Source organism: Polaromonas sp. SP1 (assembly GCF_003711205.1).
In the GTDB taxonomy this organism is placed as follows: domain Bacteria; phylum Pseudomonadota; class Gammaproteobacteria; order Burkholderiales; family Burkholderiaceae_C; genus Polaromonas.
In genome coordinates this window covers 1,798,448-1,823,841 of sequence record NZ_CP031013.1, presented here as the reverse complement: position 1 = coordinate 1,823,841, position 25,394 = coordinate 1,798,448, and the positions used below count along the sequence as shown (strand labels likewise).

The 25,394-nt window shown below is 63.6% G+C and carries 19 protein-coding genes and 1 tRNA gene; 7 read left to right on the top strand and 13 right to left on the bottom strand.

The window, feature by feature from the left end; genetic code table 11:
* Positions 1 to 16 precede the first annotated feature (16 nt).
* The 3 genes from DT070_RS08710 to DT070_RS08700 are packed head-to-tail and all read left to right on the top strand — an operon-like array spanning position 17 to position 3,767.
* Positions 17 to 1,453 carry a di-heme oxidoredictase family protein gene (locus DT070_RS08710; protein ID WP_228778539.1) on the top strand — a complete coding sequence of 479 codons (1,437 nt, stop codon included), beginning with the start codon at positions 17 to 19 and terminating at the stop codon, positions 1,451 to 1,453.
* Between the two features lie 54 nt (positions 1,454 to 1,507).
* Complete coding sequence (locus tag DT070_RS08705; protein WP_122955029.1) at positions 1,508 to 2,617, top strand: imelysin family protein; 1,110 nt, start codon at positions 1,508 to 1,510, stop codon at positions 2,615 to 2,617.
* A gap of 7 nt (positions 2,618 to 2,624) precedes the next feature.
* Complete coding sequence (locus tag DT070_RS08700; RefSeq protein WP_122955028.1) at positions 2,625 to 3,767, top strand: DUF1513 domain-containing protein; 1,143 nt, start codon at positions 2,625 to 2,627, stop codon at positions 3,765 to 3,767.
* 198 nt (positions 3,768 to 3,965) lie between these two features.
* On the opposite strand, the gene DT070_RS08695 is transcribed toward DT070_RS08700, so the two are convergent.
* Positions 3,966 to 4,250, bottom strand: a complete 285-nt coding sequence (locus DT070_RS08695; RefSeq protein ID WP_122955027.1) for a DUF4148 domain-containing protein — start codon at positions 4,248 to 4,250, stop codon at positions 3,966 to 3,968.
* 207 nt (positions 4,251 to 4,457) lie between these two features.
* Here DT070_RS08695 and DT070_RS08690 point away from each other — a divergent pair, with 207 nt between their 5' ends.
* Together DT070_RS08690 and DT070_RS08685 are read left to right on the top strand one after the other, a co-directional pair.
* Positions 4,458 to 5,384, top strand: coding sequence for a LysR family transcriptional regulator (locus tag DT070_RS08690; RefSeq protein WP_122955026.1), 927 nt, complete (start codon positions 4,458 to 4,460; stop codon positions 5,382 to 5,384).
* A 366-nt stretch (positions 5,385 to 5,750) separates the two neighbouring features.
* A complete protein-coding gene (locus DT070_RS08685; RefSeq protein WP_122955025.1) occupies positions 5,751 to 6,074 on the top strand; it encodes a DUF4148 domain-containing protein in 324 nt (107 codons plus the stop codon).
* Between the two features lie 110 nt (positions 6,075 to 6,184).
* On the opposite strand, the gene DT070_RS08680 is transcribed toward DT070_RS08685, so the two are convergent.
* Complete coding sequence (locus tag DT070_RS08680; protein ID WP_122957328.1) at positions 6,185 to 6,700, bottom strand: helix-turn-helix domain-containing protein; 516 nt, start codon at positions 6,698 to 6,700, stop codon at positions 6,185 to 6,187.
* A gap of 143 nt (positions 6,701 to 6,843) precedes the next feature.
* On the opposite strand from DT070_RS08680, the gene DT070_RS08675 reads away from it, so the two are divergent.
* Both DT070_RS08675 and DT070_RS08670 read left to right on the top strand, forming a co-directional pair.
* Positions 6,844 to 7,242: a nuclear transport factor 2 family protein gene (locus DT070_RS08675; protein WP_164483735.1), complete on the top strand. Its 399-nt coding sequence runs from the start codon at positions 6,844 to 6,846 to the stop codon at positions 7,240 to 7,242.
* Positions 7,239 to 7,757, top strand: coding sequence for a DUF3237 domain-containing protein (locus tag DT070_RS08670; RefSeq protein ID WP_122955023.1), 519 nt, complete (start codon positions 7,239 to 7,241; stop codon positions 7,755 to 7,757). The genes DT070_RS08675 and DT070_RS08670 overlap by 4 nt, the downstream gene beginning before the upstream one ends.
* Positions 7,758 to 7,820: 63 nt before the next feature.
* On the opposite strand, the gene DT070_RS08665 is transcribed toward DT070_RS08670, so the two are convergent.
* The 11 genes from DT070_RS08665 to rpoB form a co-directional block, all read right to left on the bottom strand.
* Positions 7,821 to 7,896, bottom strand: a tRNA-Phe gene (locus DT070_RS08665).
* A 58-nt stretch (positions 7,897 to 7,954) separates the two neighbouring features.
* Positions 7,955 to 8,638: a response regulator gene (locus DT070_RS08660; protein WP_122955022.1), complete on the bottom strand. Its 684-nt coding sequence runs from the start codon at positions 8,636 to 8,638 to the stop codon at positions 7,955 to 7,957.
* Positions 8,639 to 8,712: 74 nt separating this feature from the next.
* The gene (locus DT070_RS08655; RefSeq protein ID WP_206074058.1) at positions 8,713 to 11,037 is read right to left on the bottom strand and encodes an ATP-binding protein; all 2,325 of its coding nucleotides are present in this window, start codon (positions 11,035 to 11,037) and stop codon (positions 8,713 to 8,715) included.
* A complete protein-coding gene (locus DT070_RS08650) occupies positions 11,034 to 11,636 on the bottom strand; it encodes a DUF4390 domain-containing protein (RefSeq protein WP_228778540.1) in 603 nt (200 codons plus the stop codon). Before DT070_RS08650 ends, DT070_RS08655 begins: the two co-directional genes overlap by 4 nt.
* A 43-nt stretch (positions 11,637 to 11,679) precedes the next feature.
* Entirely contained in the window at positions 11,680 to 13,017 is a 1,338-nt protein-coding gene (gene rsmB, locus DT070_RS08645) for a 16S rRNA (cytosine(967)-C(5))-methyltransferase RsmB (protein ID WP_122955020.1), read from the bottom strand.
* Positions 13,018 to 13,194: 177 nt separating this feature from the next.
* Positions 13,195 to 14,499, bottom strand: coding sequence for an NAD(P)/FAD-dependent oxidoreductase (locus tag DT070_RS08640; protein WP_122955019.1), 1,305 nt, complete (start codon positions 14,497 to 14,499; stop codon positions 13,195 to 13,197).
* A 15-nt stretch (positions 14,500 to 14,514) separates the two neighbouring features.
* Positions 14,515 to 14,874 (bottom strand): c-type cytochrome, encoded by a 360-nt coding sequence (locus DT070_RS08635; RefSeq protein WP_122955018.1) that lies wholly within the window; start codon positions 14,872 to 14,874, stop codon positions 14,515 to 14,517.
* Between the two features lie 185 nt (positions 14,875 to 15,059).
* A complete protein-coding gene (locus tag DT070_RS08630; protein WP_122955017.1) occupies positions 15,060 to 16,067 on the bottom strand; it encodes a M48 family metalloprotease in 1,008 nt (335 codons plus the stop codon).
* A gap of 15 nt (positions 16,068 to 16,082) precedes the next feature.
* Entirely contained in the window at positions 16,083 to 16,676 is a 594-nt protein-coding gene (locus tag DT070_RS08625) for a LemA family protein (RefSeq protein WP_122955016.1), read from the bottom strand.
* A 304-nt stretch (positions 16,677 to 16,980) separates the two neighbouring features.
* Positions 16,981 to 21,201, bottom strand: coding sequence for a DNA-directed RNA polymerase subunit beta' (gene rpoC / locus DT070_RS08620; protein ID WP_122955015.1), 4,221 nt, complete (start codon positions 21,199 to 21,201; stop codon positions 16,981 to 16,983).
* A 27-nt stretch (positions 21,202 to 21,228) separates the two neighbouring features.
* Entirely contained in the window at positions 21,229 to 25,341 is a 4,113-nt protein-coding gene (rpoB, locus tag DT070_RS08615; protein WP_122955014.1) for a DNA-directed RNA polymerase subunit beta, read from the bottom strand.
* Positions 25,342 to 25,394 lie beyond the last annotated feature (53 nt).

Here is a 25,394-nt window from a genome sequence, read left to right as displayed (position 1 = left end):
CGCTGCTTCGCCCAAATTGCTTAAGCGCTCCCTGCGGCTGGCGCTGGCCTGCACGGGCGTCGCGGGCCTGGCTTTCTGGGTGGCCGCAGGCACAGCCGCGCAAGCCGGCGCCGCGCCTGACGACGAGAAAACCGGTGGCGAAACCACCGTGTTTGCCACCGGCCAGAACGCGTTTTCATTTCCCTTTGCCAATTTGCCCGATGAGGAGCGCACGCGCTTTGTCATCGGCAATTCTTTTTTCAAGCGCAACTGGGTGCAGGCGCCGGCCTCCACCACGGCGCGCGACGGCCTGGGCCCGCACTTCATCGCGCGCTCCTGCGGCGGCTGCCATGTGCAGGACGGCCGCGGTGCGCCGCCGGACTTCCAGCGCGGCCTGTCCGACCAGCCGGTCGGCCTCTTGCTGCGCCTGTCGATTCCGGGCAAGGACGCCCACGGCGGCCCCATGCCCGACCCGGTGTACGGCGACCAGTTTTCCAATTTCGCCATCCAGGGTGTGATGCCCGAGGGGCAGATCTCGCTGCGCTACGAAACGGTGCGCGGCAAGTTCGCCGACGGCACGCCCTACCAGTTGCAAAAGCCCCGCTACGGTTTCAGCAAGCTCAACTACGGCCCCATGGCCAAAGACGTGATGGTGAGCCCGCGCATCGCGCCGCAGATGGCCGGCGTGGGTTTGCTTGAAGCGATTCCCGACGCCGAAATTGTGCGCAATGCGCGCGAGCAGGCGGCCACGGGCGGGCCGGTGCGCGGTGTCGTCAACCAGGTGTGGGACGCACCCTCGCAGCAGATGCGCACGGGCCGCTTCGGCTGGAAGGCCAACGTCGCCACGCTGGCGCACCAGACCGCCGGCGCATTTTTGGGCGACATGGGCATCACCTCGCCGACCTTTCCGGCCGAGACCTGCACTGCTGCGCAAAAAGACTGCCTGGCTGCGCCGCGCGGCGCGCAAGGCAAGGCGCCCGAGATCGACGAAAAAACATTCGGCGACGTGGTGTTTTATGAAACGACGCTGGCGCCCGCCGCACGCCGCAACCCGAAAGACGCGCAGGTGCTGCAGGGGCAAAAGCTGTTTGCGCAGGCGCAGTGCGCCGCCTGCCACCGGCCCAGCTATGTCACCGGCGAAAGCCCCTTCCCGCGCCTGGGCAGCAAGGCCGTGCAGGGCCAGACCATCTGGCCGTACACCGATTTGCTGCTGCACGACATGGGCGAAGGCCTGGCCGACGGCCGGCCCGACTTTCTGGCCAATGGCCGCCAGTGGCGCACGCCGCCGCTGTGGGGCATAGGCCTGGTGCCCGACGTGAACGGCCACAACCGGCTGCTGCACGACGGCCGTGCGCGCGGTGTGCTTGAAGCGGTGCTGTGGCACGACGGCGAAGCCAAAGCCAGCAAAGACAAGGTGCTGCAGATGAGCGCGAAGGAACGCGCCGCGCTGGTGAAGTTTCTGGAATCGCTGTGATACCGCTGTGATTGCTACACAACTACAAAGAACAAAGACAAGGCACTCTTTCCGATGAATCCCCTCACTGCTGAATCGAACCCCGCCTTGCGCAACGCCCTGCGCGCCTTCATTTGCGCCGCGCTGCTGGCCGGCGGCGCGGCAAACGCGCAAACCGTGGCCGCCAACGTGGCCGTGCCGTTTTACACCGCGGGTGATTTCATGCGCGGCGCCTACCGCTTTTGGTATGCGCCGCAAGCCGCTGCGTTTGCGGAGCAGGCCGGCGGCTTGCCGCCTGCGATCTCTGCGGTATGCGATGCCGGCGCAGACGCGTCGGCATCCAAACTGGAGCAGGCGCGCGAACGCTGGAAAGCCACCGCCCTGGCCTGGGACCGCCTGAGCGGTGTGCAGGTCGGCCCGCTGGTGCAGCGGCGCTCGACCCGGCAGATCGACTTCACGCCGACGCGGCCCGAGCTCATCAAGCGCGCGATTCAAACCGCTCCGCAGGATGCGGCCGCCATGGAAAGCATAGGCACGCCGGCCAAGGGCCTGCCCGCGCTCGAGTGGCTGCTGTGGACACAAGCCATCGCGCCGGCCACACCGGCTTGCCGTTATGCGGTGCAGGTCGCCGCCGACATCCAGCGCGAAGCCGACACGCTGGCCAAGGCCTTCAGCGACCTGGCGGCACGCCCGCCCGGTGAAGGCGAAGAAAGCAATGGCCCGGCGATGAGCGAGTTGATCAACCAGTGGACGGGCGCGCTGGAGCGCCTGCGCTGGGCCGAGATGGAAAAGCCGCGCATGGCGGGCGCCGCCCAAGGCGGGCGCAATGCCGCGCCGTATGCCCGCAGCGCCAGCGGCCAGACCGCCGCGCGCTGGGCCGCGCAGTGGCAGGCGCTGCGCACGCTTGGCGCCGCACCCTCACAGGCCAGCGAGGCGCCGCGCCCCGGCACGGCGCTAGCGCCGATTGAAACCTATTTGCGCGGCCTGGGCCGCAACGAGCCGGCCGACAAGCTGGCGCAAAGCGTGGGCAAGGCCGACAAGGCGCTGCAAAACATTTCGCCCGCCAACCGCGCCGGCATCACGGCGGCCGGGCGTTCGCTGGCCGAGCTGAAAAAGCTCACCGAAGCGGAGATCGCGCCTGCGCTGGAAGTCAGCATCGGGTTTTCGGACGCGGACGGGGATTGAGTCTTTGATGCGCGAGCCTTTCACGCTGCACCGCCGCCAGTGGCTGGTCCATGCCACCGCGTATGCTGCCGCGCTGGCCGCGCCACTGGCCCTGCCTGCCGGGGCAGCCGCGCGCGCGCTGCAACTGGCTGCCGCCTGGGAAGGCAGCGAGGGCTACCAGGTGGGCGTGCTGACGAAGCGCGGCGCAGCACTCGCGGTGTGCGCCGCGCTGGACGTGCCCACGCGCGCGCACGGCGTGTGGGTGGAAGCCGGCGGCACGCTGCTGGCCGTGGCGCGCCGGCCCGGCGACTGGCTGCTGCGCTGGAAACCTGATGTGGCGCAAGGCGGCCAGGCCATTGCCTGGGGCTGGATAGAACCCGACCGCGCCTTCAACGGCCATGTCATTGCCAGCCCCGACGGCAAGCGGATCTACACCACCGAAACCCACCTGGAAACCGGCCAGGGCCTGATCGGCATTCGCGATGCGGCCACGCTGGAAAAAACCGGCGAATGGCCCACCCATGGCATGGACCCGCATGAGTTGTTGCTGGACGCTGATGGCAGCCTGGTGGTGGCCAACGGCGGCATTCCGGCCCTGCCTGAAACGGGGCGGCTGAAGCTTCACATGGAGCGCATGGACGCCTCGCTGGTGCGGCTGGATACGCGCACCGGCGAGCTGCGCGGCCAGTGGCGGCTGGCCGACCAACGCCTGAGCCTGCGCCACATCGCCTGGGCCGAAGGCGCTCATACGGTGTCGGGCCAGCGCCTGCTGGGCATCGCGCTGCAGGCCGAGCACGACGATGCGGCCGCCAAAGCCGCTGCGCCGGTGCTGGCGGTGTTTGACGGCCAGCGCCTGCAAACCCGCGCCGCCGGCCCGGGCCAGCAGCTGGCGGGCTACGGCGGCGATATTGCCCCGGCGGGCGGCGGCTTTGCGGTGAGCTGCCCGCGCGCCAACGGTGTGGCGCTGTGGCGCGCCGATGGCGAATGGGCCGGCTTTTTACCGCTGCAAGAAGCCTGCGCGCTGGCGGCCGAGGCGCCGCAGAAGCATCAAGCGCCGAACCTGTGGGCGGCCGGCCGGCTGGCAGCCATCACGCAGGACAGCCGCGGCGCCGTCCGCGCATCGGCGCTGAAAGAGCTGCGCCTGGACAACCACTGGGCGCCGCTGGGCTGAAGCGCCTTCCGGCCTCTGGCGCACCGGCAAAAATTCAAGCGATTTAGGCCTCCAGCCCAATCGTGGTATAGGCTTATTGCTATGTTTTTAATAGCAAAATCAGCTTCGCCTAGACCCCAAATGCGCCAACGCCCCGCAACCCAAAAGGGCGACGGGGCGTTGGCCTGGGCGGCAAAGCGGGCTTCCCCGCCAATGCGCTTACTGGGCGGTAGGCTTCACGAGGTCCGCAGCAGCCTGGGGAGCCGTGCCGGTTTTCTCGGCGCGGGGGGCGCTCAGGTTTTGCTGGGCGATTGCGCCGTTGTAGCTGGAAGCAGAATTGTCCTTCTGGGCTTGCACCACTTCGCTTTTGACTTCAGCGCGGGTTTTGGTGGCGGGCGCTTGCATCTGGTCAAACAGGAAAGAGTTGAAGGTCTGGGCGGAAGCACCCACGGAGCCAAAAGCGGCAACGGCAACAACAGCAGCGGCGATAAAGTTCGATTTCATGATGAATATCCTTTCAAAGTTAATGTGACGTTCCGGGCATGGCGGGCTCATCTCCCCGTCTGTCCAGCCTCGGTGAGTCGCCTTGTAACTGGCTTCGGCTCATCGATGTATGAACTGTATTCCTGTTAAATCAATCAAAAAATATCATTCCCAACAATACATTGCTGTTAAATTAGCAACAATGAAGGTGCTATATAGGGGTTAACCATGGACAGACTACAGTCAATGCGCGTGTTCCAGCAGGTGGTCGATGACGGCAGTTTTGCCGCTGCGGCGCGCAAATTCGACATGTCTTCGGCCGTGGTGACGCGCCTGGTGGGCGACCTGGAAGACCACCTGGGCGTGCGGCTGCTGCAGCGCACCACGCGCCGCCTGGCGCTGACGGATGCCGGCGAAACCTACCTGGCCCGCGTGCGGCACATCCTCACCGACATCGACGAAGCCCATGCCGCCGCCCAGGCCCACGCGCAAGAAATGTCCGGCACCATCCGCATCATGACGCCGCCGGTGTTTGCGGTGCACGTGCTGGCGCCGCTGGTGGCCGAGTTCGGGCGGCGCTACCCCAAGGTCGTGCTCGACATCCATGTCGACTCGCCGCTGGTGCCGCCGGTGGAAGACTACGACCTGACCTTGCTGGGCGCGGCCGACACCTTTGACGCCAACATCATCGCGCGGCCGATTGCGTCGTCCGACGGCATCCTGTGCGCCTCACCCGACTACCTGCGCCGCAACGGCACGCCGCAGTTGCCCGAGGACCTGCCGCAGCACCATTGCCTGCGCGTGAAGCAGGCGGCCAACCGGCACCGCGTGTGGCGGCTCACCAATCCCAAGGAAGACAGGCGTGTGGTCGAGGTGCAGATCGAGCCCAGCATGCTCGTCAACCACAGCGACACGCTGATACGCGCCTGCGTGGACGGCGCGGGCATCATGAGCCAGTCCATCGACCTGGTGGCCAACCACCTGGGCAGCGGCGCGCTGCAGCGCATCCTCTCGCCGTGGATCACCGGCACCAACACCTTGTATGCGGCACTGCCCAGCCGCAAATTCATTCCGGTGCGCACCAGCGTGTTCCTCGAGTTCATGACCGAGTACACGCGCAAGGTGATCAAGAAGATGGAAACCCGGCAGGACTGATTTCTTCGTTCGACGGCGGCAACAGCCGGTCGCATTGCATGTCGCAGCCCCGTGCGTGTGCGCGCACGGGATGAAAGTCAGCGGTTCGTCCCCATGTGAAAGACATGCGCTGCCGGCGCGGTTCTTGACACATGCCTGACACCGCCAAAACTTTTTGCACGCCGAAAAGTTCCTTCAACACACGCTTTCATTGTTCCAGTTTCGGCAATGGAATGTTCTGAAAACGCGCACTTGTCTATCGGCCTTGCGCAACAAGCTTTGATGCATCGGTGAGCCACTTTCATAACAACGACTCAGCGAGGAAGGCCCCTCGGGCACATCGCCCGTCCGACCGGATTTTTTTAAATCATCTCAAGGAAATTCATCATGAAATCGAATCTCGTCTCCGCCTCCGTTCTTGCCATCTCCGCCGTCGCCATCTTCGGCTCCGCCAGCAGCTTCGCCGAAGGCCGCGATCCCTATCCCCTGGACCAGGTGAACAACACCGTCAGCACCAAGACCCGCGCTGAAGTGAAAGCTGAACTCCTGCAGGCACAGCGCGACGGCAGCTACAAGGTAAATCTGGGCAATGACTTCGGGGACGCGCATGCCGCCCCCGCCAGCAGCAAGACCCGCGCTGAAGTGAAAGCCGAAATCGGCAAGGTGGCTTCTACCGCCGCCCTGGAGCGCGACTACCCTGTCGTTCAATAAACTGGTTGAAGCAAGCCGCCGCCCGCGTGGCGGTTGCCAGCAAAAACACCCCGATGCGTCCGGCGCATCGGGGTGTTTTTTTGGGGCGCTGAACAAACTCCGCGGCGGCTTCAGGGGCGCCCGCTTTTAAAGGCCTCCCGCCGCGCCTGCCGTTCGGCGTCGAATGAGCCGCTGAGCTTGGCCGACAGATCCTCCCTGCGCATCACCCCTCCGCACTCCTGGCAGGTGGGGCCCAGGCCAGGATCCTGGCCGCAGGGGATGTGTGTGTACTGAATGGCAACTTCTTCCCCGGCGGACTTGCACCAGGTCTCGCCCCAGGCCCGCAACGCGAGGAAGACCGGGTAAAAAGCCTGCCCCATCGCGGTCAGGTGGTACTCGTGGCGCAGGGGCCTTTCGTTGTACGGGCGTCGCTCGATCATGCCGTCCGCCTCCAGCTTCTTCAGCCTCGCCGCAAGCATCTGCGGGGTGGCCCGCGACTGCACCTGGATCTCCTCAAAACGGCGCGAGCCGAGAAACAGCTCCCGAAGGACCAGCACGGTCCAGCGGTCGCCCACGATGTCCTGTGCCCGGGCAATCGGGCACAGCGTTGCTGGTTCTGTAGGGGGTAAAGCCGGCGTTTCAGTCATATTTCCCATCATACCCCTTGTCACTATGATAATCATAGGTATAGTCGCCAATGTCCGCAAAACGGTGCGAAGCCGTTCTTTTGCGAACCGCGGAATCAACCGATCTTCCGCGAACCCCACTGGATGACATCGAAAGGTTTCTCATGTCTGAACTTACCCAACTGGATATTGCCGCCATCGCCGACCGCTACGCCGCGGCATGGATCGCCCGCAATCCCGAGGCCATTCTTGCGCTGCACGCGCCCGACTCGACGTTTCAGGCGCATGGCCGCAACGAAGAAGTGAAGGGCAAACCCGCGCTGCGCAAGGAGTTCGCCGAAGTGTTCGAGCGTTATCCCGGTTTTGGCGTGGTGACACACCGCCTCCTGCTGGGCGACAGGCACTGGACGCTCGAATGGGACCTGACCTTCCAGCCGCCCGGCAAGGCGCGCAGGGAGTTTCGCGCGCTCGACGTCGTGGAGGTGGATGACGCCGGGCTTGTCACCCGGAAAGACACCTTCTTCAATTTTGCGCAGGTCAAGGCCGCGATGGAAGCAGCATGACGAACGCCAAAACCCCCGCCGCTGGTCATCCAGCCACACCCTTGTTTGATCGGCCGCTGATCAACGCCTTGCCCGTCGAGCACCTCTGCGACCTCAGCATCGACCTGGAGCTCGGCCAGGTGATCGCAACACCCCTCGGCACCCGTTTGACCTTTGTGGTGAAAGGCGGCCGCTTTGAAGGCCCCCGCTTTCGGGGCGAAATGCTGCCGGGCGGCGGCGACTGGGTCTCGCTCGGCGCCGACGGCACCAGCCGCATGGATGTCCGCGCAACCCTGCGCACGCATGACGGTGTGCTCATTCACTATGAGTCGCACGGCATCCTCAAATTCCCGGCGGATGGCCGCCAGCGCCTGGCCAAAGGCGAGAGATTGTCTTTTGATGAAAGCTACGTGCGCCCCACGCCCCGCTTCGAGACGTCCGACGAACGCTACGCGTGGTTGTGCGGGATAGTCACCGTCGGCTACGGCGAATACGGCCCGGGCCGCATCGACCACCGGATGTTTCGCATCCTGTGACATGGCGGCATCCCAGAAGCAAAAAAGCCCTTGAGTCCGTTAGGAATCAAGGGCTTGCGCATCTGGTGGCCTGGGGCGGAATCGAACCACCGACACAAGGATTTTCAATCCTCTGCTCTACCGACTGAGCTACCGGGCCTGAGCCTTAGATTATATATCACCCGAAAGGGGTGCCCGGCGGGCGGGCAGCTGCGGGATCAGAGACCGCGCTTGCCGCGGGTGAGATCGACACCCAATTGCTTGAGTTTGCGGTAGAGGTGGGTGCGCTCCAGGCCGGTTTTTTCCGCCACGCGGGTCATGGAGCCGCCTTCTTTGGCCAGGTGGAATTCAAAGTAGGCTTTTTCAAATTCGTCGCGCGCGTCGCGCAGCGGTTTTTCAAGCAGGAAACTCTGCGTGGCCTGGGGGCCGAGGTCCACCGGCGTTGGCAGCACACCGCCGGTCATCACGGCCTCCACGGTGAGCTCAGCCGCATGCGCTGCAGGGCTGCTGCTGTTCAGGGGCGCGGGTTTGCGGGCGGCCGTCTTGGTCAGGCCCTGCTCCACCGCTTTGAGCAATTTTTGCAGGGTGATGGGTTTTTCAAGAAACGCCATGGCGCCGATCTTGGTCGCCTCCACAGCGGTGTCGATGGTGGCATGGCCGCTCATCATGATGACGGGCATGGTGAGCAGGCCGCTGGAGGACCACTCCTTGAGCAAAGTCACGCCGTCGGTGTCGGGCATCCAGATGTCCAGCAGCACGAGGTCGGGCCTGGAACGGCTGCGGGCGGCGCGGGCTTGTGCCGCATTTTCGGCAAGCTCGACCTGGTGCCCTTCGTCATTAAGAATTTCTGAGAGAAGGTCGCGTATGCCCAGTTCGTCGTCGACCACCAGAATATTTGCCATGATTGAATTGCTGCCTGCCTGTTGTTTGCGATGCCGTAATTTAGTTCGAGATCGAAGTGTTACTGAATGTGTTGTTATGCCACAACTGCAAATGATAACGACACTTGCGCTCCTTGCACCGCGCCGTCCACCACGCGGTTGGAAATATCAATACGCGCGCCGTGCTCGTCGGCGATTTTCTTGACGACCGCCAGCCCCAGCCCGGTGCCTTTGACCTTGGTGGTGACATAGGGCTCAAAGGCGCGTTTGAGGATGTGTTCGGGGAAGCCGGTGCCGTTGTCGCGCACGCTCAGGCGGACACGTCTGGAGGTGTCGGAGTATTCGGTCTTGAGGGTGACACGCGCGCCCTCCTTGCCTTCCTGGGCGTCCTGCGCGTTTTGCAGCAGGTTGTGGATGACCTGGCGCAGCTGCTGGGCGTCGCCCTGGATCAGCGGGGCTTTGGGGTCGAGCTCGGTGACGACGGGCACGGACGCTGCGGAATCGCTGCGCCGGCCGCCATGGCCGTCGGCGTAGGGGTCGCTCAGGTAAAGCTGCATGACGTCGCCGATCAGGGCGTTGAGGTCCACGGGCTTGAGTTCAGCGGCCGGCAGCCGGGCGTAGTCGCGAAACTCGTTGACGAGCCGCTTCATGGCGTCGACCTGGTCGACGATGGTTTTCACGGACTTGGTGAGCAGCAACTGCTCGGCTTCGCCCACCTTGCCGGTGAGTTTCATTTCAAGGCGCTCGGCCGACAGCTGGATCGGCGTGAGCGGGTTCTTGATCTCGTGGGCCAGCCTGCGCGCCACCTCGCCCCAGGCCTGTGCGCGCTGGGCCGACACCATTTCGGAGACATCGTCGAACACCAGCAGAAATTCTTCGGTGCCCGGCATCCTGGCGCCGCGCGCGATCAGCGTGGTGGCGTTGTCGGGCGCACCGGTCATGGCCGCGTTGAGCTCGAACGACTGCTGCCAGTGCTCCAGCCCATGCGGGGCGTTGTCGCTGAGGTAATCGGCAAACTGCGTCTGCACGTCTTTGGCAAAGGTGCCCAACCCGGGGACTTCACCCAGCGACTTGCCGTGGTAAGCGGCCAGCGGCGCACGCAGGATGCGCGTCGCGCCGGGGTTGCTGGACTGGATGCGGCCGCGCACATCCAGCACGATGACGCCGGCGGTGAGGTTGTCCAGGATGGTTTGCAGGTTGGCGCGCGCGGCGTCGACCTGGCTCATGCTTTGCTGCACGGCGGAGCGGGCGTCCGACAGCTGCTGCGTCATGTCGGCAAATGAGCGCGTCAGCCCGCCCAGCTCGTCCTTGCCTTGCAGGGCAGCCTTGGGCGTGAGGTCGCCCTGCGCCACCTGGCGCACGCCTTCAGCCAGCACCAGCAGGGGTTTGGCCAGCTGGTTGCCCAGCACCACCGCCAGCAGCACGGCGCCGAACACTGCCAGGAAAAGGCTGAGCGTGAGGGTGCCTATGTACATCTTGCGCAGGCCGCCGCGCGCCAGCGCCCGCTCCTGGTATTCGCGGTTGGCCTCCTGCACGGCGATGGCATTGGCCACCAGGCCTTCAGGTAACAACTGGGTGACCTGCAAATACCGGGAGTCTCCCAGCGCGCTCACGTTGGGGTTGTTCACCACGGCAATGGCCTTGACGCGCGGCGCCGTGCCGACATTGGCGGCGGGCCCGGCGGCGCCCGCCGTCAACTCGCCGTTGCCCGCCGACACCACTTCATCCAGGCCTTCGATCTGCGTGACGACGCGCTGCGTGCGCGCGCTGCGCAGCTGCTGCACCGAGGGCCGCTCGGGCTTGAGCAAAAAGCGCGACTCGCCGGCGCTGGCGATGACCTGGCCCGACGGGCTCCACAGCACGACGTCGCTGGCCTGCAGCTGGTCGCGCAGGCGCTCAAGCGCCAGGCCGGCCATGGCGTCGGGGGTTTCAGAGATCTGCGTGGCGGCCTGGCGTGTCTTGTTGCCCAGGTCGGCCGCCAGGGTGTCCAGCGTGGCGCGGCCGAGGTTCAGGCCGGCGGCCAGCGCGCCTTCGACTTCGACGTCAAACCAGCTTTCGATGGAGCGCGAGACGAACTGGTAGGACACCACATAAATCATGAGCCCCGGCATCAGGCCGACCAGCGCAAAAATCGCGGCCAGCTTGACCAGCAGGCGGCTGCCGAAGCGGCCGCGGCGCAACCGCACAGCCAGGCGCACCACGATCCAGCCGATCACCAGCAGCAGCAAGCCGGCAACGGTGACATTCAATACGAGGAGCAGCGCGTAATTGCGTTCGTAAAGTTCGCGGTTGCCGGTGGCCTGCGTGAGCAGGAACATCAGCACCAGGCCGAGCGCCACGATGGCGCCTATGCCGACGCCGACCGTCCAGCGAAAGGCCTTGCTGCTCTTGAGGGACCCGCCGCTGACCTGCAGGTTCACTTGGCGGCCTCGGTGCCTGCGGCAGCGGGAGGTGCGGCGGGTTCAAGCTTGAGCCGCTCCTTGACCTGCGCTGAAATATTCCACTCCCGTTGCCCCGCCACACCGATCTGGAAGGGCCGCGGCAGCTGGGACAAATCGAGCCGGAAATTGAAGTCCAGCTTGTGCGCGGCGTCCGGGTCGATTTCGGAGGCCTCGGCGATCTTCCAGCGGGCCACGCGCTGGATGGCCGACAGGGCCTCGGGAAGCGTTTCGTAGTTCTGGTTCAGCGTGGCGCGCAGGCCGCCCGAGCTGGTGATCAGGCCCGAGGCGATGTTGACGCGCCAGCGGCGGGTCAAAGGCTGGTAGGCCAGGCGGATGGTGCGGGCGGCGCTGACCACACGCGGGTCCGTCCAGTACCAGCGGTCGCGGTAAATGTCGGCTTCGACCACAAAAAACATCGGAATGCCCTTGAGCAGGGCGTCTTCCACCACGGGCGGAAGGTCAAACCGGACCAGGGCCGAGAGGTGGACACCGTCGTCGCCGCGCTCAACCCGCAGCTGCGTGATCTCCGTGGCCGAAGCGGCGCCCGGCGCCCAGGCCAAAGCGGCGGAAAAGCACATTCCCAGCACAAGCCGGGCAAGGGCGAGCGCGCGCCGGCGGAGGTCAGCCGAGGCGTTTTTCAAGGAGTGCGTAATAAAAACCGTCGTGCTCACGCATCAAATTGTCCGGGAAGACCGTCGCTTCGGCGCCACTTTGGGGGAGCAAATGCCCCGGGGAGGGCTTTAATGAGGCGTCGGTGTGGTGCGTAAGAAACGTTTGTATCTGGTTGTCGCCTTCGGCACGAAAAACCGAACAGGTGCAATACAGCAGACGCCCGCCGGCCTTCAGCAAAGGCCAGAGCGTTTTGAGCAAATGCGCCTGGATGTCGGCCAGCTGGGGGATGTCCGTGGGGCGGCGCAGCCAGCGCACGTCGGGGTGGCGCCGCACGATGCCGGAGGCGGTGCACGGCGCGTCCAGCAGGATGCCGTCATACAGCCGCCCGTCCCACCAGGCGTCGGGCTTGCCGGCGTCACCGACGCGAATGTCGGCCTGCAGGCCCAGGCGCTGCAGGTTCTGCTTGACGCGTTCACAGCGCCGGGCATCGATGTCGAGCGCCGTCACCTCGCAGTCGGCCAGCTCAAGCAGGTGGGCGGTTTTGCCGCCCGGCGCGGCGCAGGCGTCGAGGATGTTCAGGCGGGCGTTCGCGCCGCCGCCGGTCTCCAGCCCCTCCAGAAGCAAGGGCGCCGCCAGCTGCGCCGCAGCGTCCTGCACCGAAAAGTGCCCTTCCGCAAAGCCGGGCAGCAGGCTGACGGCTTGTGCGCGGGCCAGGATCACGCCGTGCTTTCCGACCGGCGCCGCTTCAATATTGATAGCAGAAAGTGCAGACAGGTATTGGGCTTGAGTCGTTTTTCGTTCATTAACCCGCAAGATCAGCGGGGCCCGGCTGTTGTTGGCCTGCAAGACGGCCTGCCAGCTGTCCGGGTGGTCCTTGCGCACCCGGTCTATCCACCACTGCGGGTGGTTCCACACGGCCTGTGGGCTTTTTTCGGTACGCGCCACCAGCTCGTCGCGTTCGCGCAAAAAGCGGCGCAGGCAGCCGTTGATAAAACTGGCCTGGTGCTGGGTGGCATCGCCGCGCTTGGCGGCTTCGACGGCCTGGTCGACCAGCGTGTGCGCCGTGTAGGGCGCATCGTGTTCGGTCCAGATCAAGGCCAGCGCCACGCACAGCAAGGCGTCAGCCTCGGGCGGCGGCGGGCGGCGGGCCAACTGCTGGCGCAGGGCCTCGGCGCGGCCCAGCCAGCGCAGCGTGTGAAAGCCCAGCGACTGGACGCCGGGCCGCAACGCGCCGTCGACATCTTCCAGCGCGGCTGTCATGGACTGGCCGTCGCGCACGGCCATCAAAAGGGAAGCCGCCCCTTGCAGCTGGCGCCACAGGGGGACTTGGGTCGGGTTGTCTTGCATCGGTTCACAGATACCACCTGGAATAGGCGGTCAATCCGTATTAGACCAGCCAAGAGATCACCGCTCTTCGGGGAGGAGTGAAATGCAAGCATGAGCCGCGGAACCGGCTTTGCCGGGCCGTAGGCGGGCGGCCCCCTCGGGGGGCAGGAAGCTACACGAAGTGAGCGACCGTGGGGGCTAAACCAGCGTGTCTGCCCAGATATTACTGGCCCAGTTCAGCGCGTAGACGCCTTCAAGCTCGGTGGGCCCGGCGCTGACCCCGCCGGAGCCGGCCACCGCCTTGAAGGTTTTCTCGGCCACCACGTATTCGTGCACGCTGGCCACGTGGATCACGTTCTTGTTGTCGACAAAGCTGTAGCAGGTGTTGGTGAGCATGGGTGCGGGGTTCACGTCCCAACCCGAGAGCTGCGCCACGATGGCGGCGGCGGCGACCTTGCCGTGGTTGTTGGCCATGTGGCCGCTCTTGGGCATGGCCGGCGCGACCTGGATGGAGTCGCCCAGCACGTGCACGTCTTTCGCGGCGGTGGATTCAAACGTCAGGTAGTTGACGCCGCACCAGCGGTTGTTGGCCTGGTTGTTCAGGCCGGCCTGCACGGCAATCGTGCCGGCGCGCATGGCGGGCAGCACATTGAGCACGTTGGCCTTGACGTCGTCCTGCACATCGAACTTGATGATGCCGGCCTTGGCGTCGACCGCCGTGGCCTTGTGCTGGCCGCGGTATTCGATGATGCCTTTGTACTGCTCGGCCCAAACCTTCTTGAACAGCGGCCCCTTGGACGTGACGTCCGGATTCGCGTCGAGGATGAGTACCTTGCTGCGCGGCTTGGCCGCCTTGAAGTAGCCGGCAATCACGCTGGCACGCTCATACGGGCCGGGCGGGCAGCGGTAAGGCGCTTCAGGAATCGTGATGGCATACACGCCGCCGTCGGGCATGGCTTCAAGCTGGCGGCGCAGCGCCACGGTTTCCGCGCCGGCCTTCCAGGCCTGCAAGACCTGGCCGGAGGCGTTGGCCTCTTTCAGTCCTTCGATGCTGCCGAACATCAGCTCAATGCCGGGCGAAACCACGAGCTTGTCGTAGGCGATGGTGGCGCCGCCGGCCAGCGTGACGGTTTTCTTGGCGGTGTCGATGGCGCTGGCGTAGTCTTTCACCACGGTGATGCCGTGGTTGCGCGACAGGCCGGCATACGACGTCGTCAGGTCGCTGATCTGCTTGCCGCCGCTGAGCACCAGGTTGGAGATGGGGCAGGAGATAAACGCGTCCTGCGGCTCGATCAGCACCACATCGATTTTGTTGTCGGACAGCAGGCGCACATACTTGGCCGCGGTGGCGCCGCCATAGCCGCCGCCGATGACGACCACTTTGGCTTTGGAAGGGATCGAGGTGGTGGCGCATCCGGCCAGGCCCAGCAAACCCAGGGCTGCGGTGGACTGCAGGAAAGAGCGGCGCTTGAAGCCGGGAAGGGAATGAAGATGCGTGTTCATGATGTTCTTTCTTCCTTACTTCTTCTGGGCGGCAAAGTAAGTCGCCAGCGACTCGATCTGCGCATCGTTGTAGCCCTTGCTGATCTGGTGCATCACCGTGGCAGGCCGCGTGCCGGCTTTGAAGGCGTTCATTTGCGCCACGATGTAGCCCTTGTCGAGTCCTGCCAATGAGGTGACCGAAGAGCCTTGCACGACCGTGCCGTTGGTGCCGTGGCAGTTGGCGCAGGTGGCGGCCAGGCTTTTGACATACAGCGCCTCTTTGGTGCCGGCGCTTTGCGCCTGGGCCAGGGGGCTGAGCGCAAGACACAGCAAGGGCAGTGCGAGTTGTTTGAATGCCCTGAATCCTGGGGCTGTTGCAATACGTGACGTTCTCATGGGTTCTCCTGTCGTTTTTGGGCAGCAGTTCTTCTTCAACTGACAATTTAACGCGGTGCCCCTGGCACCCTATAGGGAGTATCCAGTACTTCAATGGATCACGACAGGCCCTTCATCGAACCATTGGCGATGTGCTTATTCGCAAGTCATCGCTGAGGCACCGCAATCCAGGCCGGCGCGGGCATTCAGAAAATGGCGCCGGGCCGCGTCGCCATTTCATCGTCACGCCGGGCGGGCAATGCCGTCATCGGGCGGCCGTAGATGCGGCGAATGCGTTCGGGCAAGGGCGGGTGGCTGGCAAACCAGCGGGCGTCTGCGCTTGCGCCCACCAACAGCATGTGTTGCACCGCGGGGTGCAGGGTGCGTGAAACCAGGCCGCCCTGCTCCTGCTGGCCCACTACCTTGCGCAATACGCCGCCCAGGCCGTCACGGCTGCGAGTGAACTGCACGGCGCGCGCATCGGCCAGAAACTCGCGCTGGCGCGACACTGCGGCCTTCAGTGCGCGCCCCGCCAGCCAGCCGAGGGAGCCCGTGACTTTGATCGCAAAACCAGGCAGGGCGAGAAAAGAACGCTGGCCGTTTCCATCGGCCTCGCACATGCTGCGCCCGAGGTTGAAAATCATCTCCAGCCCGAACACCATGCCGGCCAGGCGCATGTTCAGGCGGGTGTCACCCTCGCGCAGGTGGCTGAACTCATGCGCCACCAGGCCTTGCAGTTCGTCGCGCGTGAGGTGCTCGAGCGCGCCGCGTGTCACCGCGACCACCGCATCGCCTTCATCCCATCCGGCGGCAAAGGCGTTGATGCCCTCTTCGCGGTCCAGCACCATGGCCAGGGGCGGTTTCATGCCGGCGGCAATCGCCAGCTCGCTGACGATATTGCACAGCTTGCGCTCGGCCTCGCGGCTGGCCGGCCAGGCTTCCCGGGCCCCGGCGCGGCGCGCCAGCCGCTCGCCGCCGCCCTGCAAGGCCGACGTTTCCAGCCACCAGCCGCCCAGCACGAACAGCAGGGTCATGCCTGTGTTCACCGCAAAAAAATACGCCGGGTAGCCGCTGAAGCCGGGCGTCACGATGCGCCAGGTCAAAGCCAGGGCAGCATTGACGGCCACAACCAGAGCCAGCACGGTGAGCGCAAACAACACAAGCAGTTGGGTAGTCTGTGCGCGGGCGGCTTCCTGGCGTTCGAAAAAACGCATGGTGACTGCAGGAAACTAAAGTTGAATACGGACGGCCTGGCGCTCCACGGCGCTTTCAGTCGCCTGCAGCATGGCGGACGGTGCAAAGCCGAAGAGGCGTGCAATCAGCAGCGCCGGAAACTGCCCCTGCGCATTGTTGTAGTCCAGCACGGCGTCGTTGTAAGCCTGGCGGGCAAAGCCGACCTTGTTCTCGGTGCTGGTGAGTTCTTCGCTGAGTTCGCGAATGGTCTGGTCGGCTTTGAGTTCGGGGTAGGCCTCTGCTACCGCAAAGAGGCGGCCCAGGCTGCCGTCCAGCGCCTGTTCGGCCACCGCCAGCGCCGTCACGGCGCCGGCATTGGCCGGCCGGCTGCGCACCGCATCGCTGGCGGTGCGCGCCTGGTTGCGTGCCAGCGTCACGGCTTCCAGCGTGCTTTGTTCGTGCTGCAGGTATTTTTTGGCGGCTTCCACCAGGTTGGGAACCAGGTCGTACCGGCGCTTGAGCTGCACGTCGATCTGGCCGAAGGCATTGGCGATGATGTTTTTCAGGCGAATCAGCCGGTTGTAGGCGCCCACGGCCCAGAAGACCAGCAAGGCAAACACAACGATCAAAACAAGGGTGCTGAGGGACATGGGTATTCCTTGATACGGGGTGGGTGGCGGGGCGGGCGCCCGGCCTGCGCGTGACAGCCGCGAGGTTAACTGCTTTTTGGGCGCAGCAGCAAGAAGGACGCCTTTCGCCGCCCCCAGCTTCCCTTGTTGCTATTGTTTTTATAGCTGCATCCCAATATACAGTATGGGCTACAGCCGCTTTTTTTATAAATTTTCAAATTTCATCGCACCGGCTTGCACCCACGGTTTCGGTCCAAAAAAAAGCCCCACACCTTTGCAGGTGTGGGGCCGGGCGCCCCGAAAGGCGCCGGATGGCGGGAGGCGCTTACTCGGAAGCTGCGCTGTCGCTGCCGGCTTCCGCCGCGGCAGGCATCGCTTCCAGTTCAGCCGCTTCAGCTTCGGCAATGGCACGGCGCTCTGCGTCGTCCATCTGGTCCTTGGCTTTGCGTGCCTCGTGGTAAGCCATGCCGGTACCGGCAGGGATCAGGCGGCCGACGATCACGTTCTCTTTCAGGCCGCGCAGCTCGTCGCGCTTGCCCATGATGGCAGCCTCGGTGAGCACGCGGGTGGTTTCCTGGAAGGAAGCCGCAGAGATGAACGAATCGGTCGACAGCGATGCCTTGGTGATACCGAGCAGCAGGTTGCTGAACGTTGCGGGGATCTTGCCTTCAGCGCGCAGGGCGTCGTTGGCATCCAGCATGGCGGAACGCTCGACCTGCTCACCGGCGATGTAGCTGGAGTCACCGACGTTTTCAACGACCACGCGGCGCAGCATCTGGCGAACAATCACTTCGATGTGCTTGTCGTTGATCTTCACGCCCTGCAGGCGGTAAACGTCCTGCACTTCGTCGACGATGTAGCGGGCCAGCTCTTCCATGCCCAGCAGGCGCAGGATGTCTTGCGGGTCGGCCGGGCCGTCCACAATCGACTCGCCCTTGTTGACCACCTGGCCTTCGTGCACCAGGATGTTCTTTTCCTTAGGAACCAGGTCTTCCCAGACCTTGCCTTCAGGATCGGTGATCTGCAGGCGAACCTTGCCCTTGGTTTCTTTACCGAAGGAAACGGTACCGGTCATCTCGGCCAGCGTGCCCTTGTCTTTCGGCGTACGGGCTTCGAACAGCTCGGCAACACGCGGCAGACCGCCGGTAATGTCGCGGGTCTTCTGGCCTTCGATAGGGATACGGGCCAGCACTTCGCCGGGACCCACGTCCTGGCCGTCGCGCACCTGAACCAGCGCGCCCACCTGGAAGCCGATCGTCACCGAGTGATCGGTGCCGGGGATCTTCACTTCGTGGCCGGAGGCGTCGATCAGCTTGACCTGCGGACGGATCACTTTCGTGGCGCCGCGGCGTTTCGGATCGATCACCACCAGGGTGGACAGACCGGTCACATCGTCAACCTGCTTGGCAACCGTCACGCCTTCTTCCACATTCTCGAAGGCCACCTTGCCGGCGAACTCGGTAATGATGGGGCGCGTCAGCGGATCCCAGTTGGCCAGGATGGCGCCGGCCTTGATGGTCTGGTCGGCCTTGACGGTCAACGTGGCGCCGTACGGCACCTTGTGGCGCTCGCGCTCGCGGCCGTGTTCGTCATGGATGACGATCTCGCCGGAACGGGCGATCACGACCAGTTCGCCCTTGCTGTTGGTCACATAGCGCATCGGTGCGTTGAAACCGATCACGCCGTTGGACTTGGCTTCCACGCTGGAGGCGATGGCTGCGCGCGATGCGGCGCCGCCGATGTGGAAGGTACGCATCGTCAGCTGCGTGCCGGGCTCACCGATCGACTGGGCGGCGATGATACCGACCGCTTCGCCGATATTGATGAGGCCGCCACGGCCCAGATCGCGGCCGTAGCACTTGGCGCACAGGCCGAAGCGGGTTTCGCAGGTCAGTGCGGTGCGCACTTTCACTTCGTCCACGCCGGCTGCTTCGAGGTCTTCGATCAGGTCTTCGTCCAGCATCGTGCCGGCCTTGGCCAGAACCGCGCGGTTCTCGGGGTGCAGCACGTCTTCGACCGCGGTGCGGCCGAGGATACGGTCGCGCAGCGATTCGATGACCTCACCGCCTTCAACGATGGCGCGCATGAGCGAGCCTTCCTGCGTGCCGCAGTCGTCTTGCGTGACCACCAGATCCTGCACCACGTCGCACAGGCGGCGCGTGAGGTAACCGGAGTTGGCGGTTTTCAGCGCCGTGTCGGCCAGGCCCTTACGGGCACCGTGGGTGGAGATGAAGTACTCCAGCACGTTCAGGCCTTCGCGGAAGTTGGCGGTAATCGGCGTTTCGATGATGGAGCCGTCAGGCTTGGCCATCAAACCCCGCATACCGGCGACCTGGCGAATCTGCGCGGCGGAACCGCGGGCGCCGGAGTCGGCCATCATGTAGATGGAGTTGAAGGATTCCTGCTCGACTTCCTTGCCGTTGCGGTCAATGACCTTCTCTTTCGAGAGCTGGGCCATCATCACCTTGGACACTTCGTCGCCGGACTTGCCCCAGATGTCGACCACCTTGTTGTAGCGCTCGCCGGAGGTCACCAGGCCCGAAACATACTGCTGCTCGATCTCTTTGACTTCCTTCTGGGCGCGCGCAATGATGGCGGGCTTTTCCTTGGGGATCAGCATGTCGTCGATGCAGATCGAGATGCCGGCTTTTGTCGCCAGGCGGAAGCCCGACTGCAGCAGCTTGTCGGCAAACACCACGGTCTCTTTCAATCCGCACTTGCGGAAAGACACGTTGATGAGCTTGGAGATTTCCTTCTTCTTCAACGCCTTGTTGATGTTGGAGAAAGGCAGGCCCTTGGGCAGGATTTCCGACAGCAGTGCACGGCCGCCCGTGGTTTCCCACAGCTTGGTCGAAGGCACGAACTCTTTCGTTTCCTTGTCCTTGGTGTACTCGGTCAGGCGCACGCTGATGCGGGCGTTCAGGTCGAGCTCACCCGCGTCAAACGCGCGGCGGACTTCGCCGGTGTCGGAGAACACCAGGCCTTCGCCCTTGCCGTTGGTACGGTCGCGGGTCGTGTAGTACAGGCCCAGCACAACGTCCTGCGAAGGAACGATGGAAGGCTCGCCGTTGGCGGGGAACAAAATGTTGTTCGAAGCCAGCATCAGAGTGCGGGCCTCCATCTGCGCTTCGACCGACAGCGGCACGTGAACAGCCATCTGGTCACCGTCAAAGTCGGCGTTGAAAGCCGAGCAGACGAGCGGGTGCAGCTGGATCGCCTTGCCTTCGATCAGGATAGGCTCAAAGGCCTGGATACCGAGGCGGTGCAGCGTAGGCGCACGGTTCAGCATCACGGGGTGCTCTTTGATGACCTCTTCCAGGATGTCCCACACCACCGGCGTGCCGGATTCAACTTCCTTCTTCGCGGCCTTGATGGTCGTGGCGATGCCGCGCGACTCGAGCTGCGCGAAGATGAAAGGCTTGAACAGTTCCAGCGCCATGAGCTTGGGCAAACCGCACTGGTGCAGCTTGAGCGTCGGGCCCACGGTAATGACTGAACGGCCGGAGTAGTCGACGCGTTTGCCCAGCAAATTCTGGCGGAAACGGCCTGACTTGCCCTTGATCATGTCGGCCAGAGACTTCAGTGCGCGCTTGTTGGCGCCCGTCATGGCCTTGCCGCGGCGGCCGTTGTCCAGCAGCGAGTCCACAGCTTCCTGCAGCATGCGCTTTTCATTGCGGGCAATGATTTCAGGCGCTTTCAGTTCCAGCAGACGGCGCAGACGGCTGTTGCGGTTGATAACGCGGCGATACAGGTCGTTCAAGTCGGAGGTCGCAAAGCGGCCGCCATCGAGCGGCACCAGCGGACGCAGATCCGGTGGCAGCACGGGCAGCACGTCGAGCACCATCCAGCCCGGCTTGATGCCGGACTTCTTGAACGCTTCCATCAATTTCAAACGCTTGGCGTTTTTCTTGATCTTGATTTCAGAGCCGGTCAGGTCATTGCGCAGCTTGTCGATTTCAACATCGAGGTCCAGCCCTTCGAGCAGGTCCTTGATGCCTTCCGCGCCCATCTTGGCGGTGTACTCGTCGCCGTATTCCTTGCGTTTGGCGTCGTAGTCGTCTTCCGACATGATGCTGAATTTCTTCAGCGGGGTCATGCCGGGGTCGGTCACCACATAGGCTTCAAAGTACAGCACGCGCTCGATGTCGCGCAGCGTCATGTCGAGCACCAGGCCCAGACGTGAAGGCAGCGACTTCAGGAACCAGATGTGCGCGCACGGTGCGGCCAGGTCGATGTGACCCATGCGTTCGCGGCGAACCTTGGTTTGCGTGACTTCAACGCCGCACTTCTCGCAGATGACACCGCGGTGCTTGAGGCGCTTGTACTTGCCGCACAGGCATTCGTAGTCCTTGATAGGGCCAAAGATCTTGGCGCAAAAAAGACCGTCGCGCTCTGGCTTGAAGGTGCGGTAGTTGATGGTTTCAGGCTTTTTCACTTCGCCGAAAGACCACGAACGGATCTTCTCGGGCGAAGCCATGCCGATCTTGATGGCATCGAAATGCTCATCCGGCGTGAATTGCTTGAACAGGTCGAGTAATGATTTCATGTGTTAAATCCTTTTCTTTCCTGTTGATTAGCTGCGTTCCAGCTCGATGTCGATACCGAGCGAACGGATTTCCTTGACCAGCACGTTGAACGACTCGGGCATGCCCGCCGTGATCGCGTGCTCGCCCTTGACGATGCTTTCGTACACCTTGGTGCGGCCTTGCACGTCGTCGGACTTGACGGTGAGCATTTCCTGCAGCGTGTAGGAGGCGCCATAGGCTTCCAGCGCCCAGACTTCCATCTCGCCGAAACGCTGGCCACCGAACTGTGCCTTGCCGCCCAGGGGCTGCTGCGTAACCAGCGAATACGGGCCGGTCGAGCGGGCGTGCATCTTGTCGTCCACCAGATGGTGAAGCTTCAGGACGTGCATGTAGCCGACGGTCGTTGTGCGCTCGAACTGGTCGCCGGTGCGTCCGTCGTACAGCTGGGCCTGGGTGCGCGTCGCCGTCAGGCCCTTGGCCTTGGCGATGTCATCCGGGTAAGCCAGCTTGAGCATGGTCATGATGTCTTCTTCCGAAGCGCCGTCGAACACCGGGGTCGCGAACGGCACGCCGGTGGCGAGGTTGCTGGCCATCTCGAGTACGTCGGTATCCGACAACTTGCCCAGCTCTTCGGTGCGGCCGGACTTGTTGTACAGCGTGTCCATGAACTTGCGCAGCTCGGCCACTTTGGTTTCTGCCTGCAGCATGTCGCCGATCCGCTGGCCCAGGCCCTTGGCGGCCCAGCCCAGATGGACCTCAAGCACCTGGCCCACGTTCATGCGCGAAGGCACGCCCAGCGGGTTCAGCACGATGTCGCACGGTGTGCCGTCGGCCATGTAGGGCATGTCTTCGACCGGAACGATCTTGGAGACCACACCCTTGTTGCCGTGACGGCCGGCCATCTTGTCGCCGGGTTGCAGGCGGCGCTTGACGGCCAGGTAGACCTTGACCATCTTCAGCACGCCGGCCGGCAGCTCGTCGCCTTGCGTGAGCTTCTTGCGCTTTTCCTCGAAAGCCAGGTCGAAGCTGTGGCGCGTCTGCTCCATGGCGTTCTTCACGCTTTCCAGTTGCGTAGCGACTTCGTCGTCCGCAGGGCGGATGTCAAACCAGTGGTACTTCTCAACGTCGGCCAGGTAAGCCTTGTCGATCTTGGTACCTTTGGCCAGCTTCTTCGGGCCACCGTTGGCAATCTTGCCGTTGAGCAGCTTTTCGATACGGTCGAACGCGTCGGCTTCCACGATGCGCAGCTGGTCGTTCAGGTCCAGGCGGAAACGCTTGAGTTCGTCGTCGATGATCTGCTGGGCGCGCTTGTCGCGAACAATGCCTTCACGGGTGAAGACCTGCACGTCGATCACGGTGCCTTGCGAGCCCTGGCTCACGCGCAGCGAGGTGTCTTTCACGTCGCTGGCTTTTTCGCCGAAGATGGCGCGCAACAGCTTTTCTTCCGGCGTCAGCGTGGTCTCGCCCTTGGGCGTGACCTTGCCGACCAGCGTGTCGCCCGGCTGGACTTCGGCACCGACATAAATAATGCCGGACTCGTCAAGGCGGTTGAGCTGCTGCTCGGACAGGTTGGGAATGTCGCGCGTGATTTCTTCAGAACCCAGCTTGGTGTCACGGGCCATCACGACGAGTTCTTCGATATGAATCGAGGTGTAGCGGTCTTCAGCCACCACGCGCTCGGAGATCAGGATCGAATCCTCGAAGTTGTAGCCGTTCCAGGGCATGAAAGCCACCAGCATGTTCTGGCCCAGGGCCAGCTCGCCGATGTCCGTCGATGCGCCGTCGGCGATCACGTCGCCCTTGGCCAGCTTGTCGCCCATCTTGACGATGGGGCGCTGATGGATGTTGGTGTTCTGGTTGGAGCGCTGGTACTTGATCAGGTTGTAGATGTCCACACCGACTTCGCCGGCCAGGGCTTCCGCATCATTCACACGCACCACGATGCGGGTAGCGTCGACGTAGTCAACAACACCGCCGCGATTGGCCGTCACCACGGTGCCGGAGTCGACCGCGGAAACGCGCTCGATGCCGGTGCCGACGAAGGCTTTTTCAGGACGCAGCACAGGCACGGCCTGGCGCTGCATGTTGGCGCCCATCAGCGCGCGGTTGGCATCATCGTGCTCCAGGAATGGCACCAGCGATGCGGCCACCGAAACGATCTGCGCGGGCGACACGTCCATGTACTGGATGCGTTCTGCGCCGACCAGGACGGATTCGCCGTTTTCACGGGCGGAAACCAGGTCACCGGTCAGCTTGCCTGCGTCGTCCAGCAGGGCATTGGCCTGGGCGATCACGTACTTGCCTTCTTCGATGGCCGACAGGTAGTCGATCTGGTCGGTAATCTTGCTGTCCACCACACGGCGGTACGGGGTTTCGATGAAACCGTACTCGTTGAGGCGGGCGTACAGGGCCAGCGAATTGATCAGGCCGATGTTCGGTCCTTCAGGCGTTTCAATCGGGCAGACGCGGCCGTAATGGGTCACGTGCACGTCACGAACTTCAAAGCCAGCGCGTTCGCGGGTCAAGCCGCCCGGGCCAAGGGCCGAAACACGGCGCTTGTGGGTGATTTCGGACAGCGGGTTGGTCTGGTCCATGAACTGCGACAGCTGCGATGCGCCGAAGAATTCCTTCAGGGCGGCGGAAATCGGCTTGCTGTTGATCAGGTCGTGAGGCATCAGCGGCTCTTGCTCGGCCTGGCCCAGACGCTCTTTCACGGCTTTCTCGATACGAGCCAGACCGGTGCGGTACTGGTTTTCGGCGAGTTCGCCGACACAACGCACGCGGCGATTGCCGAGGTGATCGATGTCATCGACTTCGCCGTTGCCGTTGCGCAGGTCAACCAGGATCTTGACGACGGCGAGGATGTCCTCGTTGGTCATGACCATGGGGCCCGTGGAAGAGTCGCGGCCCACGCGGGCGTTGAACTTCATGCGACCCACGCGCGACAGGTCGTAGGTGTCCGGGTTGTAGAACAAGCGCTGGAACAGGGCTTGCACGGCGTCTTCTGTCGGAGGCTCGCCGGGACGCATCATGCGGTAGATGGCAACGCGTGCGGCGAATTCGTCGGCCGTTTCATCGGCGCGCAGGGTTTGCGAGATGTACGCGCCCTGGTCGAGTTCATTGGTGTACAGCACCTGCAGGTCCTGCACGCCGGCCACGCGCAGCTTCTTCAGCAGCACTTCGGTCAGTTCATCATTGGCCTTGGCGATGATTTCACCGGTTTCGGCGTCGACGATATTCTTGGCGACCACACGGCCGACCAGGAAGTCTTCCGGCACGCTGATCGTGGTGGTGTTGCTTTGCTCAAGCTCACGCGTATGGCGAACCGTGATGCGCTTGTCTTTCGCGACGACGACCTTGCCGTTCTTGTCGGTGATGTCGAAACGGGCCACTTCGCCGCGCATGCGCTCGGCGACGAATTCCATCTGCGCGCCGCTGTCCATCAGGCGGAAGTTGTCGAACACGAAGAAGTTCGCGAGGATGGATTCCGGGTTCAGGCCGATGGCCTTGAGCAGAATCGTGACCGGCATCTTGCGGCGGCGGTCGACGCGGAAGTACAGCACGTCTTTTGGATCGAATTCGAAGTCGAGCCAGGAGCCGCGGTAAGGGATGATGCGAGCCGAGAACAGCAGTTTGCCCGAGCTGTGGGTTTTGCCCTTGTCGTGTTCAAAGAACACGCCGGGGGAGCGATGCAACTGGGACACGATCACGCGTTCGGTTCCGTTGATCACGAACGAGCCCTTGTCGGTCATGAGCGGCACTTCGCCCATGTAGACTTCCTGCTCTTTCACTTCCTTGACCACCTTGGACTGCGACGTGGAAGATTCGCGGTCATAAATGATCAGCTGCACCTTGGCGCGCACAGCCGAGGCGAATGTGAGTCCACGGGTCTGGCATTCACGCACGTCGAATGCGGGCTTGGCCAGGTTGTACTCGATGAACTTCATCTCGACAAAGCCGTTGTGCGAGACGATGGGGAATGCGTTATCAAACGCTGCCTGCAGGCCTTCAATGGTGCGCTTCTGGGGGGCGCGGTCGGCTTGCAGGAACGCCGTGTACGCGTCTTTCTGCATTTGCAGCAAATAGGGAACAGTCAACACGCTTTCGCGGTTGCCGAAGCTTTTGCGGATGCGTTTACGTTCGGTATAGGAATAGGCCATGAGTTCTCCGCGTTGATGGGCTCTGGCGACTCTCGTGCCCAAATACACCACGT

What these genes read in the sequence shown, in the direction of transcription:
- DT070_RS08705 (WP_122955029.1), top strand. Translation starts at nt 1,508, where the DNA reads ATGAATCCCCTCACTGCTGAATCGAACCCCGCCTTGCGCAACGCCCTG.
- DT070_RS08700 (WP_122955028.1), top strand. Translation starts at nt 2,625, where the DNA reads ATGCGCGAGCCTTTCACGCTGCACCGCCGCCAGTGGCTGGTCCATGCC.
- DT070_RS08695 (WP_122955027.1), bottom strand. Translation starts at nt 4,250, where the DNA reads ATGAAATCGAACTTTATCGCCGCTGCTGTTGTTGCCGTTGCCGCTTTT.
- DT070_RS08690 (WP_122955026.1), top strand. Translation starts at nt 4,458, where the DNA reads ATGGACAGACTACAGTCAATGCGCGTGTTCCAGCAGGTGGTCGATGAC.
- DT070_RS08685 (WP_122955025.1), top strand. Translation starts at nt 5,751, where the DNA reads ATGAAATCGAATCTCGTCTCCGCCTCCGTTCTTGCCATCTCCGCCGTC.
- DT070_RS08680 (WP_122957328.1), bottom strand. Translation starts at nt 6,700, where the DNA reads ATGACTGAAACGCCGGCTTTACCCCCTACAGAACCAGCAACGCTGTGC.
- DT070_RS08675 (WP_164483735.1), top strand. Translation starts at nt 6,844, where the DNA reads ATGTCTGAACTTACCCAACTGGATATTGCCGCCATCGCCGACCGCTAC.
- DT070_RS08670 (WP_122955023.1), top strand. Translation starts at nt 7,239, where the DNA reads ATGACGAACGCCAAAACCCCCGCCGCTGGTCATCCAGCCACACCCTTG.
- DT070_RS08660 (WP_122955022.1), bottom strand. Translation starts at nt 8,638, where the DNA reads ATGGCAAATATTCTGGTGGTCGACGACGAACTGGGCATACGCGACCTT.
- DT070_RS08650 (WP_228778540.1), bottom strand. Translation starts at nt 11,636, where the DNA reads ATGTGCTTTTCCGCCGCTTTGGCCTGGGCGCCGGGCGCCGCTTCGGCC.
- rsmB (WP_122955020.1), bottom strand. Translation starts at nt 13,017, where the DNA reads ATGCAAGACAACCCGACCCAAGTCCCCCTGTGGCGCCAGCTGCAAGGG.
- DT070_RS08640 (WP_122955019.1), bottom strand. Translation starts at nt 14,499, where the DNA reads ATGAACACGCATCTTCATTCCCTTCCCGGCTTCAAGCGCCGCTCTTTC.
- DT070_RS08635 (WP_122955018.1), bottom strand. Translation starts at nt 14,874, where the DNA reads ATGAGAACGTCACGTATTGCAACAGCCCCAGGATTCAGGGCATTCAAA.
- DT070_RS08630 (WP_122955017.1), bottom strand. Translation starts at nt 16,067, where the DNA reads ATGCGTTTTTTCGAACGCCAGGAAGCCGCCCGCGCACAGACTACCCAA.
- DT070_RS08625 (WP_122955016.1), bottom strand. Translation starts at nt 16,676, where the DNA reads ATGTCCCTCAGCACCCTTGTTTTGATCGTTGTGTTTGCCTTGCTGGTC.
- rpoC (WP_122955015.1), bottom strand. Translation starts at nt 21,201, where the DNA reads ATGAAATCATTACTCGACCTGTTCAAGCAATTCACGCCGGATGAGCAT.
- rpoB (WP_122955014.1), bottom strand. Translation starts at nt 25,341, where the DNA reads ATGGCCTATTCCTATACCGAACGTAAACGCATCCGCAAAAGCTTCGGC.